This window comes from Limnohabitans sp. INBF003 (assembly GCF_055396645.1).
This window is the reverse complement of record NZ_AP029222.1, coordinates 2448220-2463291: the sequence shown is the minus strand read 5'-3', so window position 1 is coordinate 2463291 and position 15072 is coordinate 2448220. Positions and strand designations below refer to the sequence as shown.

The following is a 15072-nucleotide window of genomic DNA, read 5'->3' as shown; positions in this document are numbered from 1 at the left end:
TTTCGGGTCAGCCGAGCACGGTTTGCGCGACGATGTTGCGTTGCACTTCGTTGCTGCCGCCATAAATGGTGGTCTTGCGCATGTTGAAGTAGTTGGCAGCCAGGGGCGCATTGGCCACCACACCACCCGGGAAGTTGCCTTGCCAGCCTGCATCCATGGCTTCAAAGATGAAGGGCAGGGCAAATGGGCCTGCGGCTTGCATCATGAGCTCGGTGTAGCGCTGCTGGATTTCGCTGCCCTTGATCTTCAAGAGGCCGGCGATGTCGAGCGAGTTTTTGCCGGACTTCTCGGCCGACAGGACGCGCAGCACCAGCATTTCGAGGGCGACCACGTCGACTTCGAGCTTGGCGATCTCGTCGCGGAAGCGCAGGTCGTCGTACACGCCTTCGGCTTTGGCGATGCGCTTCAAGCGCTCCAGCTCGCGCTTGGCACGGTTCACGTCGGCGATGTTGGTGCGCTCGTGGGCCAGCAGGTGCTTGGCGTAGTTCCAGCCCTTGTTTTCTTCGCCGATCAGGTTTTCGGCGGGCACTTCGACGTTGTCAAACCAGACTTCGTTGACTTCGCACTCGCCGTCGAGCAGCTTGATGGGGCGCACAGTGATGCCGGGCGACTTCATGTCGATCAACAAGAAGGAGATGCCGGTCTGTGGCTTGCCTTCGGTGCTGGTGCGCACCAGGCAGAAGATCCACTCGCCGTATTGGCCGAGGGTGGTCCAGGTTTTCTGGCCATTCACGATGTATTTGTCACCCTTGCGCTCGGCGCGGGTTTTCAACGAGGCCAGGTCGGAGCCTGCACCGGGTTCGCTGTAGCCCTGGCTCCACCAGACTTCGCCGCTGGCGATGCCGGGCAAAAAGCGCTTGTGCTGCTCGGCATTGCCAAAAGCCATGATCACGGGGGCGACCATCACGGGGCCAAAAGGCACAACTCGGGGGGCGCCTGCGAGGGCACATTCTTCTTCAAACAGGTGTTTTTGAACTGCGCCCCAACCCGGGCCGCCAAACTGTGTGGGCCAGCCCCAACCCAGCCAGCCTTTTTTGCCCAAAATCTTGGCCCAGCGCTGCATGTCGTCGCGTGTCAGGCGCATGGCGTTGTGCACTTTGTGCGAAATGTCGGCGGGCAAGTTGTCCTTGACCCAGGTGCGAATTTCGTCGCGGAATGCGAGCTCTTCGGGGGTGAATGCCAAATCCATGGGGGACTTTCTCCGGTGGGGTGGTGGGGCTGCTCCGATGCGCAGCGCAATCAAAATCAAACGGTCGTGCTTTTTATCACGCCCAGCCTGCTCAGGCCTGTCCTGGTTGCGACAAAAATGAACCCGGTTGCGAGCCGCAGATGCGGGGGGCATCTGTTTTTGGGGGCACAGCGCTGCGGGGATAATTGGACGCAAACCATGAAAAATATTGTCATTTTGATTTCCGGCTCAGGCTCCAACATGGCGGCCATCGTGCGTGCTGCAAAGCAAGGCCACTGGGACGAGCGCTTGAACGCCCGTGTGGCTGCCGTTGTGAGCAACCGGGCCGATGCGCAAGGGCTGGCCTTTGCCCAAGACCACGGCATTGCCACCGTGGTGCTGGACCACAAGGCATTTGCCAGCCGTGAAGACTTTGACTCGGCTTTGATGGCGGAGATCGACCAATTTTCTCCCGCCTTGGTGGTTTTGGCGGGCTTCATGCGCATCCTCACGCCCGGTTTTGTGGCGCATTACGCTGGGCGCTTGCTCAACATTCACCCGTCTTTGTTGCCCGCTTTCCCCGGGCTCAACACACACCAGCGCGCCATTGACGCCGGCTGCCAGTTTGCGGGAGCCACGGTGCACCAGGTCACGGCCGAGCTGGACCATGGCGGCATTCTGGCTCAGGCGGTGGTGCCTGTTTTGGCCGATGACACGGCGGACACCTTGGCTGCACGCGTGCTCACGCAGGAGCATTTGATCTATCCGCGGGCCGTGGCCCGGTTTTTGGCTTAATCGCCAATCCGGGTGAAGCGGGGCTGGACTTTCCCGTTGAACTCGGCCACATCCGCAAACATCGCGGCAGGCCTCACCCACAAACCCTGCTCGCCATAAAGGGCTTGGTAGAGCGTCATGGGTTGCAGGTCTTCACTGTGTCGCACGGTGCCCAGCACCCGGTACATGCCGCCTTTGTAGTGTTGGTACAGGCCCTTAGGGGTTTCGATCAATGGTGGCAGTGGTTCGGACATGGGTGCTTTCTGGCAGAGCGTTCAATTTGACGGAGCGGGGATGGGACAATACGCCCCATGCATCCAAAAGCCCTTTTAGACGCCTGTGCCGATCTGGTCAGGCTGGTTCTCCAATTTGAACATCCCGCCGACGCCGTCGTTTCACGTTATTTCCGTGAGCACCGCTCGCTCGGTCCGCGTGAGCGGGCCACCTTGGCCGAAACGGCCTTTGCTGTTTTGCGCAAGAAACTGCTGTTTGAGCAATTGGCCCGCTCCGGCTCGGGGGCCAAAGAACGCAAGCTCGCTATTTTGGGCTTCTTCGGTCCGCGTGACTTTTTGGCCGCGGCCCTGAACGACACTGAAAAACAGTGGCTGGCCACTTGCGACGCCATTCCCGCTGACGCCCTGATGGCCCCGCATCGCCACAACCTGCCCGAATGGATGGCGCAAGCATTGCAGGCCCAATTGGGCGAGGATTTCTGGGCCTTGGCCGAGAACCTGCAGCAACCCGGCACGCTCGATTTGCGGGTCAACATGTTTCAAGCCAAACGCAGCGATATTCAAAAAGAGTTGGCGCAAGCGGGCATTCCATCCACGCCTACGCCTTACTCCCCATGGGGCTTGCGTCTGGAAGGCAAGCCTGCCTTGCAAAAGACCGATGCCTTTACCCGTGGCGCGATCGAGGTGCAGGACGAAGGCTCGCAGTTGTTGGCCTTGCTGGTGGACGCACACCGCGGTGAGATGGTGGTGGATTTTTGTGCCGGTGCGGGCGGTAAAACGCTGGCGCTGGGTGCGTCCATGCGCAGCACGGGCCGTTTGTATGCCTTTGATGTGTCGGGCCACCGGCTGGATGCGCTCAAGCCGCGCATGGCCCGCAGTGGCTTGTCCAACGTGCATCCTGCAGCCATTGCGCATGAGCGCGACGACCGGGTCAAACGCTTGGCCGGCAAGATCGACCGCGTGCTGGTCGATGCGCCTTGCTCGGGTTTGGGCACCTTGCGCCGCAACCCTGACTTGAAATGGCGTCAGAAGCCCCAAGCTGTCCAGGAGTTGACCGAAAAGCAGCAGGCTATTTTGCAAAGCGCCTCACGCATGGTCAAGTCGGGCGGACGTCTGGTTTATGCCACTTGCAGTGTCTTGCCAGAAGAAAACGAGATGATCGCGCAAGCTTTCAGCGCCGCCAATCCGGACTTTGTCCCCTTGAATGTGGCCCAAGAGCTGGAACGGCTCAAGGTGCCAGACGCAGCCAGCTTGTGTTCTCCGGCGCCATCGGGCGATGCCAATCCCGATGCCCTGCCTGGCGGCACATTTCTGCGTTTGTGGCCCCATCGCCATGCCACGGATGGGTTTTTTGCCGCAGCCTGGGTCAGAAAGTAATTTTTTCTGATTCCTTATTTGTGAATTCGGTCGAAATAGCTGTCCTTTCGAGGATGGAAAACTTAAAATCGACAAATTGCCTGAAATCAGGCGTCAGTAGAAAGACAAACTCATGTTGTTGCCTGATTGGGGCTTTTTGGATTCGGTGATTCAGTGGATGGGTCACGGCCAGTTCGATTTTTCGTGGTGGCAGATGGTGCTGATCACCTTGGGGCTGACCCACATCACCATCGCCAGCGTCACGATTTTCCTGCACCGTCACCAAGCGCACCGCGCTTTGGACTTGCACGCCATTCCCTCGCATTTCTTCCGTTTCTGGCTGTGGTTGACCACCGGCCAGGTGACCAAGGAGTGGGCGGCCATTCACCGCAAGCACCACGCCAAGTGCGAACAAGCCGAAGACCCGCACAGCCCCCATGTGCACGGCATCAAGACCGTGTTGTTCACAGGTGCCGAGCTGTACCGCAAGGAATCCAAGAACCTGGAAACCATGAAGCGCTACGGCCATGGCACGCCCGACGACTGGATTGAGCGCAACCTGTACACCCGTTTCTCATGGCAAGGCGTGGCGCTGATGTTGATCATCGACGTGGCCTTGTTTGGTTTTCTGGGCCTGACGGTCTGGGCGGTTCAAATGGCCTGGATTCCGATCACTGCAGCCGGCATCATCAATGGTGCAGCGCATTACTGGGGTTACCGCAACTTTGAGGCGCACGACGCTAGCACCAACATTTCGCCTTGGGGCATCCTGATCGGTGGCGAAGAGTTGCACAACAACCACCACACTTACCCGACATCGGCCAAGTTGTCGGTCAAGCCTTACGAGTTCGACATCGGTTGGTTGTACATCCGGGTGCTGGAAACTTTGGGCATGGCCACCGTCAAAAAGACAGCGCCTCGTTTGGCTTATGGTGATATTCGTCCCGTCGCAGACGAGAAGACCCTCGAAGCCCTGATTGCCAACCGTTACGAAGTGATGGCGGGCTATGCTCGCAATGTGCGCACGGTGATGCAGCAAGAGGCCAGCAAGCTCAAGCTAGATGCTCATGCATTGCAAACAGCCCAGCGCTGGTTGCACCGCGACACCTCCAAAGTGCCCGCAGCTGCACAGGCGCAACTCAAGCAAGCCCGTGCCGCGAGCCCGGTGCTCGACAAGATGGTTCAGATGCGTGAAGAGCTGAGCCAAATCTGGCTCAACACATCGCATTCACGCGAGCAATTGGCAGCCGATTTGCAATCCTGGTGCCGCCGTGCCGAAGAAAGCGGCATCGCTGCTTTGCGTGATTTCTCGGTGAAGCTGCGCGCTGTGCGCCAGACCGCCTGAGCGTCTTCTCTACGTCATGTAAACAGGGCCTTCGGGCCCTGTCGCTTTTGGCGCTTGGCACCAAGCGATGGATGGATCGCAGCGGTGGCTGTTCGCCATGGGCAAGAACTGGTGTGCGCTTCAGGCGCTCGCCGGCTGGCGATACAAGCTTTGGCGGGCCACAAGCCATCGCTTGCAGGCAAGCTCCCACAGAATCCAGCCGCCTCGCATTCCTGCTCAGATCAACGCTTCAAACCCCATGTGCTTGCATCTGTGAGCACAAAAAAACCCGCTGAAACAGCGGGTTTTTTGTTGCAAGGCTCAGGCCGAATTACTTCAGCTTGATTTCCTTGTATTCAACGTGCTTGCGAGCTTTGGGGTCGAACTTCATGATCGACATTTTCTCGGGCATTGTTTTCTTGTTTTTGCTGGTCGTGTAGAAGTGGCCAGTGCCAGCTGTGGATTCCAGCTTGATTTTTTCGCGTCCGCCTTTGGTTGCCATGGTGTATGACTCCTAATGTTCTGGGTTTAGGCTTGACCGCGTTCGCGCAGGTCTGCGAGAACGGCATCAATGCCATTTTTGTCGATCAGGCGCAGAGCAGCGCTGGAAACGCGCAGACGCACCCAACGGTTTTCTGTTTCAACCCAGAAACGACGGTATTGCAGGTTCGGCAGGAACCGGCGCTTGGTTTTGTTGTTGGCGTGGGAAACGTTGTTTCCCGTCATTGGGCCTTTGCCCGTTACGTCGCAAACGCGTGCCATGTGGACACTCCGATACTTTTAAAACAGCCGGTGCCGATGGGTCTCATGCAGACTTGCATGGGGCCTGGCGCTCCAGCCTCACCTCGCCAAGATGGGTGGCGGTATCCCAGATCACTGTGCCTGTAGCCCCAGACGAAAAGCCCGGGCAGAAGCAGCAAAGCCTTGAATTATAACCAGAAACTCAGCCGTTATGCTGTTCTAGGAAGCGTTGGGCATCCAGTGCGGCCATGCAGCCTGTACCGGCGCTGGTGATGGCCTGGCGGTAAACGTGGTCTTGCACGTCGCCAGCGGCAAACACGCCGGGCACGGATGTTTGGGTGGCAAAGCCTTTGAGGCCGCCCTGGGTCACGATGTAGCCGTTTTCCAGTTCGAGCTGGCCCTGGAAAATTTCAGTATTCGGGGCGTGGCCAATGGCAATGAAGCAGCCTTTGAGTTCGATGTCTTCCAGGCTGCCGTCCACCGTGCTTTTCAGGCGCACGCCGGTCACACCGGTGGCGTCACCCAGCACTTCTTCCAGCGTCTGGAAGGTTTTGAGCACGATCTTGCCTGCAGCGACCTTTTCCATCAGCTTGTCGACCAGGATCGGCTCGGCCTTGAATTTGTCGCGGCGGTGGATCAAATAGACCTTGCTGGCGATGTTGGACAGGTACAGGGCTTCTTCGACGGCGGTGTTGCCACCACCGACCACGCAGCACAGCTGCTCACGGTAGAAAAAACCATCACAGGTGGCGCAACCGCTCACGCCGCGGCCCATGAAGTCGGTCTCGGACGGCAGGCCCAGGTATTTGGCCGAAGCGCCGGTGGCAATGATCAGGCTGTCGCAGGTGTAAGTGCCGCTGTCCCCGATCAGGGTGAATGGGCGCTGGTCGAGTTTCACGGTGTGGATATGGTCAAACACGATTTCGGTGTTGAAGCGCTCGGCATGCTCCTGAAAGCGCTGCATCAGCTCGGGGCCTTGCACGCCGTGCACGTCAGCGGGCCAGTTGTCGACTTCGGTGGTGGTCATGAGCTGGCCGCCCTGGGCCATGCCGGTGATCAACAAGGGTTTCAGGTTGGCGCGGGCCGCATAAACAGCAGCGGTGTAACCGGCAGGGCCGGAGCCGAGGATCAGGACTTGGGCGTGTTTGGATGTGGCAGACATGGTGTGCAATCGGGTGAATCGGTCGGTTGAAAGACAAAGTGGATGCGGTGCATCGAATGGTGTGATTGTAAGAAACCACCAAAGGCAGCGCGCCGAGAGGGTTTCCGAAGGGCTCTCGTGCCGCCGATGGGCAGCCTGATCGGGTAAGCTTGAGGCTTAATTTATGACCTATTCACTGCACACATTGACCAACCCCACGGCCCGAGCCCCGGAGGTTGAAGCGCCCCAGACTTTTTGGTCGCGGTTTGCGCAAGAAATCGTCCTGTTGCTGGGGGGCGTTTCGCTTTTGCTGTGTCTGCTGGCTTTTTTGAGCTACCAACCTTCTGATCCCGCTTGGTCCACTTCCGGCAGTGGCCCGGTTGTGCGCAATTGGGTGGGGCGAGCAGGGGCCTGGTTGGCTGATCTGGCGTATTTTGGCTTGGGCTATTCGGCTTGGTGGTGCTTGGCGGCTGCTGGTCGTGCCTGGTTGGTTGGCTTGGCCCGCTGGATGCGTGGCCCATCGGGCGAAGACATGCAGGCTTTGCCCGCTCATTGGCGACGCAGCCGTTGGACTTTCTGGATCGGTTTGCTGGTGCTGGTCGCGGCCAGTGCCAGCATGGAGTGGGCGCGTCTTTACAGGCTGGAGTCCCATCTGCCGGGGCACAGTGGCGGTGTGGTCGGCTATTTGGTGGGCACAACCAGCGTCCGCTGGTTAGGCTTTACCGGTGCAGCACTGATGGGCATTGCGCTGGTTGTGGCCGGTGTCGCGATGGTCTTTCGCTTTTCTTGGGGGCAGTTGGCTGAGCAGGTCGGTGCGCGCATGGATGCCTTGATTCAGTCGCGCCATGTCAAGCGTGAAATTCAGGAAGACCTGGCTTTGGGCCAGCAGGCTTTGCGTGAACGTGAGCAGTCTGCGCCCATGCAGGCCATCGAGCCACAGTGGGACATCGATCATTTGACGGCGCCCGAGGGGCAATTGGATCTGGAACCCGTGCCTGTTCCCGCGCCCCCACCGGTGCCCATGGTCATTGAGCCTGCGGTGATCGATGTGCCGCGCAGCGATCGGGTGGTCAAGGAAAAGCAAAAACCACTTTTTAATGAATTGCCCGACAGCAAGCTGCCTCAGGTTGACTTGCTCGATGCCATCACTTCGCGCCAGGAGACGGTGTCGCACGAAACGCTGGAGATGACCAGCCGCCTGATCGAGAAAAAGCTCAAGGATTTCGGTGTCGAGGTGCGCGTGGTGGCTGCGGCCCCTGGCCCAGTGATCACGCGTTACGAGATCGAACCGGCCACCGGTGTCAAAGGCTCGCAGGTGGTGAACCTGGCCAAAGACCTGGCGCGCTCGCTCAGCCTGGTGTCCATCCGGGTGATCGAGACCATTCCCGGTAAAAACTTCATGGCGCTGGAGTTGCCCAACGCCAAGCGCCAGTCGATCAAGCTCAGCGAAATTTTGGGCTCGCAGGTCTACAACGAAGCCAAGTCCATGCTGACCATGGGTTTGGGCAAGGACATCATCGGCAACCCGGTGGTGGCCGATTTGGCCAAGATGCCCCACGTGCTGGTGGCCGGTACCACCGGTTCAGGCAAGTCGGTCGGTATCAATGCGATGATTTTGTCGTTGCTGTACAAGGCCGAAGCGCGCGATGTGCGCCTCTTGATGATCGACCCCAAGATGCTGGAGATGTCGGTTTACGAGGGCATTCCGCATTTGCTCGCTCCGGTGGTCACCGACATGCGCCAGGCCGCCCACGGCCTGAACTGGTGTGTGGCCGAGATGGAAAAACGCTACAAGCTGATGAGCAAGATGGGCGTGCGGAACCTGGCCGGTTACAACGTCAAGATCGACGAGGCCACGGCCCGCGAAGAGTTCATCTACAACCCCTTCAGCCTGACGCCGGACGATCCGGAACCGCTCAAGCGCTTGCCGCACATCGTGGTGGTGATCGACGAGCTGGCCGACCTGATGATGGTGGTGGGCAAGAAGATCGAAGAGTTGATTGCGCGTTTGGCCCAGAAGGCCCGCGCCGCCGGTATCCACCTGATTTTGGCCACCCAGCGCCCCAGCGTGGATGTGATCACGGGTTTGATCAAGGCCAACATCCCGACCCGCATCGCCTTTTCTGTGGGCTCCAAAATTGACAGCCGAACCATCCTGGACCAAATGGGCGCTGAGGCCTTGTTGGGCATGGGCGACATGTTGTACATGGCCAGTGGCACGGGCTTTCCGATCCGGGTGCATGGCGCTTTTGTGAGTGACGAAGAAGTGCACCGCGTGGTCAGCTACCTCAAGAGTCAGGGCGAGCCCGATTACATCGAAGGCGTGCTCGAAGGCGGCACGGTGGACGACGACGGCGGCATGCTGGGCGAGGGCGACAACGCCGAAAAAGACCCGATGTACGACCAGGCCGTCGAGGTGGTTTTGAAGAACCGCAAGGCCAGCATTTCGCTGGTGCAGCGCCATCTCAAGATTGGCTACAACCGTGCAGCCCGTTTGGTGGAAGACATGGAAAAAGCCGGACTGGTCAGCAGCATGAGCGGCAGCGGTCAGCGTGAAATTTTGGTGCCCGCCCGGGCCGAGTGATGAACATGAACCGTTCGGACCGTGCCCGTAGGCAGATGGTGGTGGGGTTTTTGGCTGCAGGGCTGTGTGTGGCCATGCCTGCGCTGGCCGATGGTTTGGATTCATTGACCCAGTTCATGAAACAAGCCCGCAGCGGACGGGCGCAATTCAGCCAAGTGGTCACATCGCCTTCCAAAGCCGGTCAGCCGCCTCGCGTCAAGACATCGAGTGGGAGTTTTGAGTTCCAGCGGCCGGGTAAATTCCGCTTCGACTACCGCAAACCCTTTGTGCAAACTTTGGTGGCCGATGGTCAAACCCTGTGGCTGCACGATGTGGACCTGAACCAGGTCACAGCACGCAAGCAGGCGCAGGTGCTGGGTTCCACCCCTGCCGCCTTGCTGACCGCTGCATCTGACCTGGAGGCCTTGAAAGCCGATTTCGTGTTCAAAGCCGAGCCCGAGCGTGATGGCTTGCAATGGGTCAGCGCCACACCCAAAGCCGCTGAAGGCCAGATCCGCACCGTCATGGTCGGTTTGCGTGCGGCTGAAAAAGGCCTCGAACTGGCCGTGATGGATGTGCAGGACAGTTTGGGCCAACGCTCTGTGCTGACCTTCACTGCTTTTGAGCTCAACCCTGTTTTGGCCGCTCAGGCTTTTGTTTTTCGCGCGCCGCCCGGGGTGGACGTGATCCGTCCATGACCCAGCCGCTGTCGCCCCATGCCCCTTTGGCCGAGCGCCTGCGTCCCCGGCACTTGGGTGAGGTGATCGGTCAGCAACACTTGCTGGGCGAAGGCATGGCGCTGCGCTTGGCCTTCGAGTCGGGCCAGCCGCACAGCTGCATTTTGTGGGGCCCGCCGGGGGTGGGCAAAACCACCATTGCCCGCTTGATGGCCGATGCCTTTGATGCGCAATTCTTGAGCATCAGCGCGGTGTTGGGTGGCGTCAAGGACATCCGTGAAGCGGTTGAAAAGGCCGAGGCGGCCCGCACCGGTCTGCACCCGCAGCGCACCATCATGTTTGTGGACGAGGTGCACCGCTTCAACAAAAGCCAGCAAGACGCTTTCTTGCCGCATGTGGAAAGTGGCTTGTTCACCTTCATTGGGGCCACCACGGAAAACCCGTCTTTCGAGGTGAACTCGGCCTTGCTCTCGCGGGCGGCGGTCTACGTGTTGCAGCCTTTGTCAGAGGACGACTTGCAGCGCATTGTCGTGCGGGCGCAGGCCATCAAGGCCATTCCCGACCTCGAGCCCGAGGCGCTGGCCCGCTTGTTGGCCTATGCCGATGGCGATGCCCGGCGCTTGCTCAACACGCTGGAAACCTTGGCCATGGCGGCCAAACAAGAGGCCATTGACCCGGTCACAGACGCCTGGCTGATGCGGGTGCTGGGTGAACGCATGCGCCGCTATGACAAAGGCGGGGAGCAGTTCTACGACACCATCAGTGCCTTGCACAAGTCTGTGCGGGGCTCTGACCCCGACGCTGCACTGTATTGGTTCGTTCGCATGCTCGATGGTGGTGCAGACCCGCGCTACATGGCGCGCAGATTGATTCGCATGGCCAGTGAAGACATTGGTCTGGCCGATCCGCGCGCGCTGCGCATGGCCTTGGATGCCGCCGACGTGTACGAACGTCTGGGCAGCCCGGAGGGTGAGTTGACTTTGGCGCAGTGCGTGATTTATCTGGCCATGGCCCCCAAATCCAATGCGGCCTACAAAGCATTCAACGAGGCCAAGGCGTTTGTCAAAAAAGACGGCACCCGGCCGGTGCCCATGCACTTGCGCAATGCTCCCACCAAGCTGATGAAGGACCTGGACTACGGCAAGGGCTACCGCTATGCCCACGACGAGGAGGGGGGCTTTGCGGCGGGCGAGCGCTATTTGCCCGATGGCATGGCGGAGCCTGGTTTTTACAGGCCGGTTCGTAGGGGTTTGGAAATCAAAATTGCGGACAAATTGGAAGAACTGAGAAAGAGAAATTCAGCCACAGGGTAAGTCCTGAGCAAATTGAATACTGACTGGATACTTTCTTTCACTACAATCCCGCCACCCCGCCAGATGCTGAGCAGATCTGGCGGGGTTTTTGCTAGTTGTCAGGGTTCACCCAAAAAGTGATGCTTGATTTGAGAATAACAACCGAAGCTAAGACCCGCTAAGCGCGGGTCAAAACACGGAGAAAAATATGGACGTCTTCTTCCAGCAGGTCATCAACGGCCTGGTCATGGGCAGCATGTACGCCTTGGTGGCCTTGGGCTACACCATGGTGTACGGCATCATCAACTTGATCAATTTTGCGCACGGTGAAGTGCTGATGGTGGGGGCTCTGACGAGCTGGACCGCCATCGGCATGATGCAAGAAGCCATGCCGGGCGCACCCGGTTGGGTCATCCTGATTCTGGCGACGCTGATCGCCTGTGTGGTGGCCGTGGCCTTGAACTTCTCGATCGAGAAAATCGCTTACCGGCCGCTGCGCAACAGCCCCAAGCTGGCCCCCCTGATCACGGCGATTGGCATGAGCATCTTGCTGCAGACGCTGGCCATGATCATCTGGAAGCCCAACTACAAGGCTTACCCCACATTGCTGTCGAGCACCCCGATCAACATGGGGGGCGTGGTGATCACGCCGACGCAGATCATGATTTTGGGTGTGACGGCTGTCTCCTTGGCTGTGCTGATGTGGCTGGTCAATTACACCCGTCTGGGCCGCGCCATGCGCGCCACGGCCGAGAATCCGCGTGTGGCGGGCCTGATGGGCGTCAAGCCCGATATGGTCATTTCGGCTACTTTCGTGATTGGTGCCATTTTGGCGGCCATCGCAGGCGTCATGTACGCGTCCAACTACGGCACGGCGCAACACGCCATGGGCTTCTTGCCCGGCCTGAAGGCCTTCACGGCAGCCGTGTTTGGCGGTATTGGGAACCTGTCTGGTGCGGTGATTGGCGGCATTTTGCTGGGCCTGATCGAAGCCATTGGCTCGGGCTACATCGGCCACCTCACGGGCGGTGTTTTGGGCAGCCACTACACCGACATTTTTGCATTCATTGTGTTGATCATTGTGTTGACCCTGCGCCCCTCGGGCCTGATGGGTGAACGCGTGGCTGACCGCGCTTGATGGAGGCGAACATGAAAAACAACAAAACACTTCAATTCCTTTTGACGGGCTTGGTGCTGATGGCCTTGCCCTTAGTTCTCCAGAACTTTGGCAACGCCTGGGTGCGCATCGCCGACATGGCCTTGCTCTACATCCTTCTGGCCATTGGCCTGAACATCGTGGTGGGCTATGCCGGTTTGCTGGACCTTGGTTATGTGGCCTTCTTTGCGGTGGGGGCCTACATGTATGGCCTGCTGTCATCGCCCCACCTGACCAACACTTTCGAGTGGATCGCTGCCGCATTTCCAGCCGGTATGCACATGCCGATCTGGCTCATCGTGCCTGTGGGCGCGGGTTTGGCGGGCCTGTTTGGCATGTTGCTGGGCGCGCCCACGCTCAAGCTGCGCGGTGACTACCTGGCCATCGTGACTTTGGGCTTTGGCGAGATCATCCGCGTGTTCATGAACAACCTGGACCACCCCGTCAACATCACCAACGGCCCCAAAGGCTTGGACCAGATCGATCCAATCTCTATTTTTGGCCTGAATCTGGGCAAAAAATTGATGATTGGTGACTTTGAAATCGCCTCGGTTTCGCTTTACTACTACCTGTTCCTGAGCCTGGTGCTGGTGACCATTTTGATCTCGCACCGCTTGGAGGTGTCCCGCATCGGCCGTGCCTGGATGGCCATTCGTGAAGACGAAATCGCCGCCAAGGCCATGGGCCTGAACACCCGCAACCTCAAGCTTTTGGCTTTTGGCATGGGTGCCACTTTCGGTGGTGTGTCCGGAGCCATGTTTGCCGGTTTCCAGGGCTTCATCTCGCCCGAGTCCTTCAGTTTGATGGAGTCGGTGATGATCGTCGCCATGGTGGTGTTGGGCGGCCTGGGTTATTTGCCGGGTGTGATTTTGGGCGCCATTTTGTTGTCGGCCTTGCCCGAGGTGCTGCGCTATGTGGCCGGACCGCTGCAAGAGATGACGGGTGGCCGTCTGGACGCGTCCATCATGCGCCAGTTGCTGGTGGCTTTGGCCATGATCGTGATCATGTTGATGCGTCCTCGGGGGCTGTGGCCTTCGCCTGAGCATGGCAAATCGCTCAAGACGAAATGAAGGAGCAGAACATGAATCCAACAGCCAACAAAGACACCGTCCTCAACGTCTCTGGCATTTCCAAGCGATTTGGCGGCCTGCAGGCGCTCACCGATGTGGGCATGACCATTCAACGCGGTCAGGTCTATGGCCTGATCGGCCCCAACGGCGCAGGCAAGACCACGTTCTTCAACGTGATCACCGGCCTGTACACGCCCGACAGCGGCACTTTCGAGCTGGCAGGCAAGCCTTACCAGCCAACGGCCGTGCACGAAGTGGCCAAGGCCGGCATTGCCCGCACTTTCCAGAACATCCGTTTGTTCGCCGAAATGACGGCGCTCGAAAACGTGATGGTGGGCCGCCATGTGCGCACCCATTCGGGCTTGCTGGGCGCGATTTTCCGCACGCCCAGCTTCAAAGCCGAAGAGGCTGCCATTGCCCAGCGTGCGCAAGAGCTGCTCGACTATGTGGGCATTGGCAAATACGCCGACTACAAGGCCCGCACCTTGTCTTATGGTGATCAACGTCGCCTGGAGATTGCCCGTGCTTTGGCTACCGACCCGCAATTGATCGCGTTGGACGAGCCAGCGGCTGGCATGAACGCCACCGAAAAAGTGCAGCTGCGCGAGTTGATCGACCAGATCCGCAAGGACAACCGCACCATCTTGCTGATCGAGCACGATGTGAAGCTGGTCATGGGCCTGTGTGACCGCGTCACGGTGCTCGACTACGGCAAACAAATTGCCGAAGGCACGCCTGCCGATGTGCAGAAGAATGAAAAAGTGATTGAAGCCTATCTGGGCACGGGAGGGCACTGAGATGGCCAATGTTCTTTTGAAAGTCAAAGACCTGCAAGTCGGCTACGGCGGCATTCAGGCAGTCAAGGGCGTGAGCCTGGAAGTGCGCGAAGGCGAGCTGGTCTCTTTGATCGGCTCCAACGGCGCGGGCAAAACCACCACCATGAAAGCCATCACCGGCACGTTGCCTTTGCAGGCTGGCGACATCGAGTATCTGGGCCAAAGCATCAAGGGCCAAGGCCCTTGGGACTTGGTCAAGCAAGGCCTGGCCATGGTGCCGGAAGGCCGTGGCGTGTTCACCCGCATGACCATCACCGAAAACCTGCAAATGGGCGCTTACATCCGCTCGGACGCTGCGGGTATTGCCGACGACATCGAGAAGATGTTCACCATCTTCCCGCGTTTGCGTGAACGCAAAGACCAGTTGGCAGGCACCATGTCCGGCGGCGAGCAGCAGATGCTGGCCATGGGCCGCGCCCTGATGAGCCGCCCCAAGGTCTTGCTGCTGGATGAGCCTTCCATGGGCTTGTCGCCCATCATGGTCGACAAGATCTTCGAGGTGGTGCGCGATGTGTATGCCCAGGGCGTCACAGTCTTGCTGGTGGAGCAAAACGCCAGCCGTGCTTTGGCCATTGCCGATCGCGGCTATGTGATGGACTCCGGCCTCATCACCATGACCGGTGTGGGCAAGGACATGCTGGAAGACCCCAAGGTGCGTGCAGCCTACTTGGGCGAGTGATCATTCACTTTTTGTGATTGCAGCAACTCAAAAAAACAGCCCGGCATGCCGGGCTGTTTTTT

15 protein-coding genes are annotated in these 15072 nt (G+C 59.0%); 10 read left to right on the top strand and 5 right to left on the bottom strand.

Going from position 1 to position 15072, the window contains the following annotated elements; genetic code table 11:
- Window positions 1-7: 7 nt before the first annotated feature.
- A complete protein-coding gene (locus ACZ5VE_RS11250) occupies window positions 8-1189 on the bottom strand; it encodes an acyl-CoA dehydrogenase family protein (RefSeq protein WP_464455249.1) in 1182 nt (393 codons plus the stop codon).
- Window positions 1190-1387: 198 nt separating this feature from the next.
- Here ACZ5VE_RS11250 and purN point away from each other — a divergent pair, with 198 nt between their 5' ends.
- Window positions 1388-1963 (top strand): phosphoribosylglycinamide formyltransferase, encoded by a 576-nt coding sequence (gene purN / locus ACZ5VE_RS11245; RefSeq protein ID WP_464455248.1) that lies wholly within the window; start codon window positions 1388-1390, stop codon window positions 1961-1963.
- Here the strand turns inward: purN and ACZ5VE_RS11240 are convergent.
- Complete coding sequence (locus ACZ5VE_RS11240) at window positions 1960-2196, bottom strand: DUF1653 domain-containing protein (protein ID WP_464455247.1); 237 nt, start codon at window positions 2194-2196, stop codon at window positions 1960-1962. The two genes, purN and ACZ5VE_RS11240, sit on opposite strands and share 4 nt — an antisense overlap.
- A 57-nt stretch (window positions 2197-2253) precedes the next feature.
- Between ACZ5VE_RS11240 and ACZ5VE_RS11235 the strand changes: the two genes are divergently transcribed.
- Both ACZ5VE_RS11235 and ACZ5VE_RS11230 read left to right on the top strand, forming a co-directional pair.
- On the top strand, window positions 2254-3552 hold the full coding sequence (locus ACZ5VE_RS11235) for an RsmB/NOP family class I SAM-dependent RNA methyltransferase (RefSeq protein WP_464455246.1): 1299 nt from the start codon (window positions 2254-2256) through the stop codon (window positions 3550-3552).
- A gap of 112 nt (window positions 3553-3664) precedes the next feature.
- Window positions 3665-4876, top strand: a complete 1212-nt coding sequence (locus ACZ5VE_RS11230) for a DesA family fatty acid desaturase (RefSeq protein WP_464455245.1) — start codon at window positions 3665-3667, stop codon at window positions 4874-4876.
- A gap of 310 nt (window positions 4877-5186) precedes the next feature.
- Here the strand turns inward: ACZ5VE_RS11230 and rpmG are convergent, their stop codons facing one another.
- From rpmG to trxB, 3 genes are all read right to left on the bottom strand, one after another.
- Window positions 5187-5357 (bottom strand): 50S ribosomal protein L33, encoded by a 171-nt coding sequence (gene rpmG, locus ACZ5VE_RS11225; protein WP_006298735.1) that lies wholly within the window; start codon window positions 5355-5357, stop codon window positions 5187-5189.
- 26 nt (window positions 5358-5383) lie between these two features.
- Window positions 5384-5617, bottom strand: coding sequence for a 50S ribosomal protein L28 (rpmB, locus tag ACZ5VE_RS11220; RefSeq protein WP_019430503.1), 234 nt, complete (start codon window positions 5615-5617; stop codon window positions 5384-5386).
- A gap of 181 nt (window positions 5618-5798) precedes the next feature.
- Complete coding sequence (trxB, locus tag ACZ5VE_RS11215) at window positions 5799-6758, bottom strand: thioredoxin-disulfide reductase (RefSeq protein ID WP_464455244.1); 960 nt, start codon at window positions 6756-6758, stop codon at window positions 5799-5801.
- A 163-nt stretch (window positions 6759-6921) separates the two neighbouring features.
- Here trxB and ACZ5VE_RS11210 point away from each other — a divergent pair, with 163 nt between their 5' ends.
- From ACZ5VE_RS11210 to ACZ5VE_RS11180, 7 genes are all read left to right on the top strand, one after another.
- Window positions 6922-9321 (top strand): DNA translocase FtsK, encoded by a 2400-nt coding sequence (locus tag ACZ5VE_RS11210; protein WP_464455243.1) that lies wholly within the window; start codon window positions 6922-6924, stop codon window positions 9319-9321.
- 35 nt (window positions 9322-9356) lie between these two features.
- A complete protein-coding gene (gene lolA, locus ACZ5VE_RS11205) occupies window positions 9357-9998 on the top strand; it encodes an outer membrane lipoprotein periplasmic chaperone LolA (RefSeq protein ID WP_464457488.1) in 642 nt (213 codons plus the stop codon).
- A complete protein-coding gene (locus ACZ5VE_RS11200) occupies window positions 9995-11290 on the top strand; it encodes a replication-associated recombination protein A (RefSeq protein WP_464455242.1) in 1296 nt (431 codons plus the stop codon). The genes lolA and ACZ5VE_RS11200 overlap by 4 nt, the downstream gene beginning before the upstream one ends.
- Window positions 11291-11477: 187 nt before the next feature.
- Window positions 11478-12407 (top strand): branched-chain amino acid ABC transporter permease, encoded by a 930-nt coding sequence (locus tag ACZ5VE_RS11195; RefSeq protein WP_464455241.1) that lies wholly within the window; start codon window positions 11478-11480, stop codon window positions 12405-12407.
- 11 nt (window positions 12408-12418) lie between these two features.
- On the top strand, window positions 12419-13495 hold the full coding sequence (locus tag ACZ5VE_RS11190) for a branched-chain amino acid ABC transporter permease (protein WP_464455240.1): 1077 nt from the start codon (window positions 12419-12421) through the stop codon (window positions 13493-13495).
- An 11-nt stretch (window positions 13496-13506) separates the two neighbouring features.
- Window positions 13507-14292, top strand: coding sequence for an ABC transporter ATP-binding protein (locus tag ACZ5VE_RS11185; protein ID WP_233253773.1), 786 nt, complete (start codon window positions 13507-13509; stop codon window positions 14290-14292).
- Window position 14293: 1 nt separating this feature from the next.
- Complete coding sequence (locus ACZ5VE_RS11180) at window positions 14294-15010, top strand: ABC transporter ATP-binding protein (RefSeq protein WP_464455239.1); 717 nt, start codon at window positions 14294-14296, stop codon at window positions 15008-15010.
- Window positions 15011-15072: the final 62 nt, after the last annotated feature.

Coding starts and splice junctions, on each gene's coding strand:
- ACZ5VE_RS11200 (WP_464455242.1), top strand. CDS start 9,995: ATGACCCAGCCGCTGTCGCCCCATGCCCCTTTGGCCGAGCGCCTGCGT.
- ACZ5VE_RS11210 (WP_464455243.1), top strand. CDS start 6,922: ATGACCTATTCACTGCACACATTGACCAACCCCACGGCCCGAGCCCCG.
- ACZ5VE_RS11190 (WP_464455240.1), top strand. CDS start 12,419: ATGAAAAACAACAAAACACTTCAATTCCTTTTGACGGGCTTGGTGCTG.
- ACZ5VE_RS11195 (WP_464455241.1), top strand. CDS start 11,478: ATGGACGTCTTCTTCCAGCAGGTCATCAACGGCCTGGTCATGGGCAGC.
- ACZ5VE_RS11230 (WP_464455245.1), top strand. CDS start 3,665: ATGTTGTTGCCTGATTGGGGCTTTTTGGATTCGGTGATTCAGTGGATG.
- lolA (WP_464457488.1), top strand. CDS start 9,357: ATGGTGGTGGGGTTTTTGGCTGCAGGGCTGTGTGTGGCCATGCCTGCG.
- ACZ5VE_RS11185 (WP_233253773.1), top strand. CDS start 13,507: ATGAATCCAACAGCCAACAAAGACACCGTCCTCAACGTCTCTGGCATT.
- ACZ5VE_RS11240 (WP_464455247.1), bottom strand. CDS start 2,196: ATGTCCGAACCACTGCCACCATTGATCGAAACCCCTAAGGGCCTGTAC.
- trxB (WP_464455244.1), bottom strand. CDS start 6,758: ATGTCTGCCACATCCAAACACGCCCAAGTCCTGATCCTCGGCTCCGGC.
- rpmB (WP_019430503.1), bottom strand. CDS start 5,617: ATGGCACGCGTTTGCGACGTAACGGGCAAAGGCCCAATGACGGGAAAC.
- ACZ5VE_RS11180 (WP_464455239.1), top strand. CDS start 14,294: ATGGCCAATGTTCTTTTGAAAGTCAAAGACCTGCAAGTCGGCTACGGC.
- purN (WP_464455248.1), top strand. CDS start 1,388: ATGAAAAATATTGTCATTTTGATTTCCGGCTCAGGCTCCAACATGGCG.
- ACZ5VE_RS11235 (WP_464455246.1), top strand. CDS start 2,254: ATGCATCCAAAAGCCCTTTTAGACGCCTGTGCCGATCTGGTCAGGCTG.
- ACZ5VE_RS11250 (WP_464455249.1), bottom strand. CDS start 1,189: ATGGATTTGGCATTCACCCCCGAAGAGCTCGCATTCCGCGACGAAATT.
- rpmG (WP_006298735.1), bottom strand. CDS start 5,357: ATGGCAACCAAAGGCGGACGCGAAAAAATCAAGCTGGAATCCACAGCT.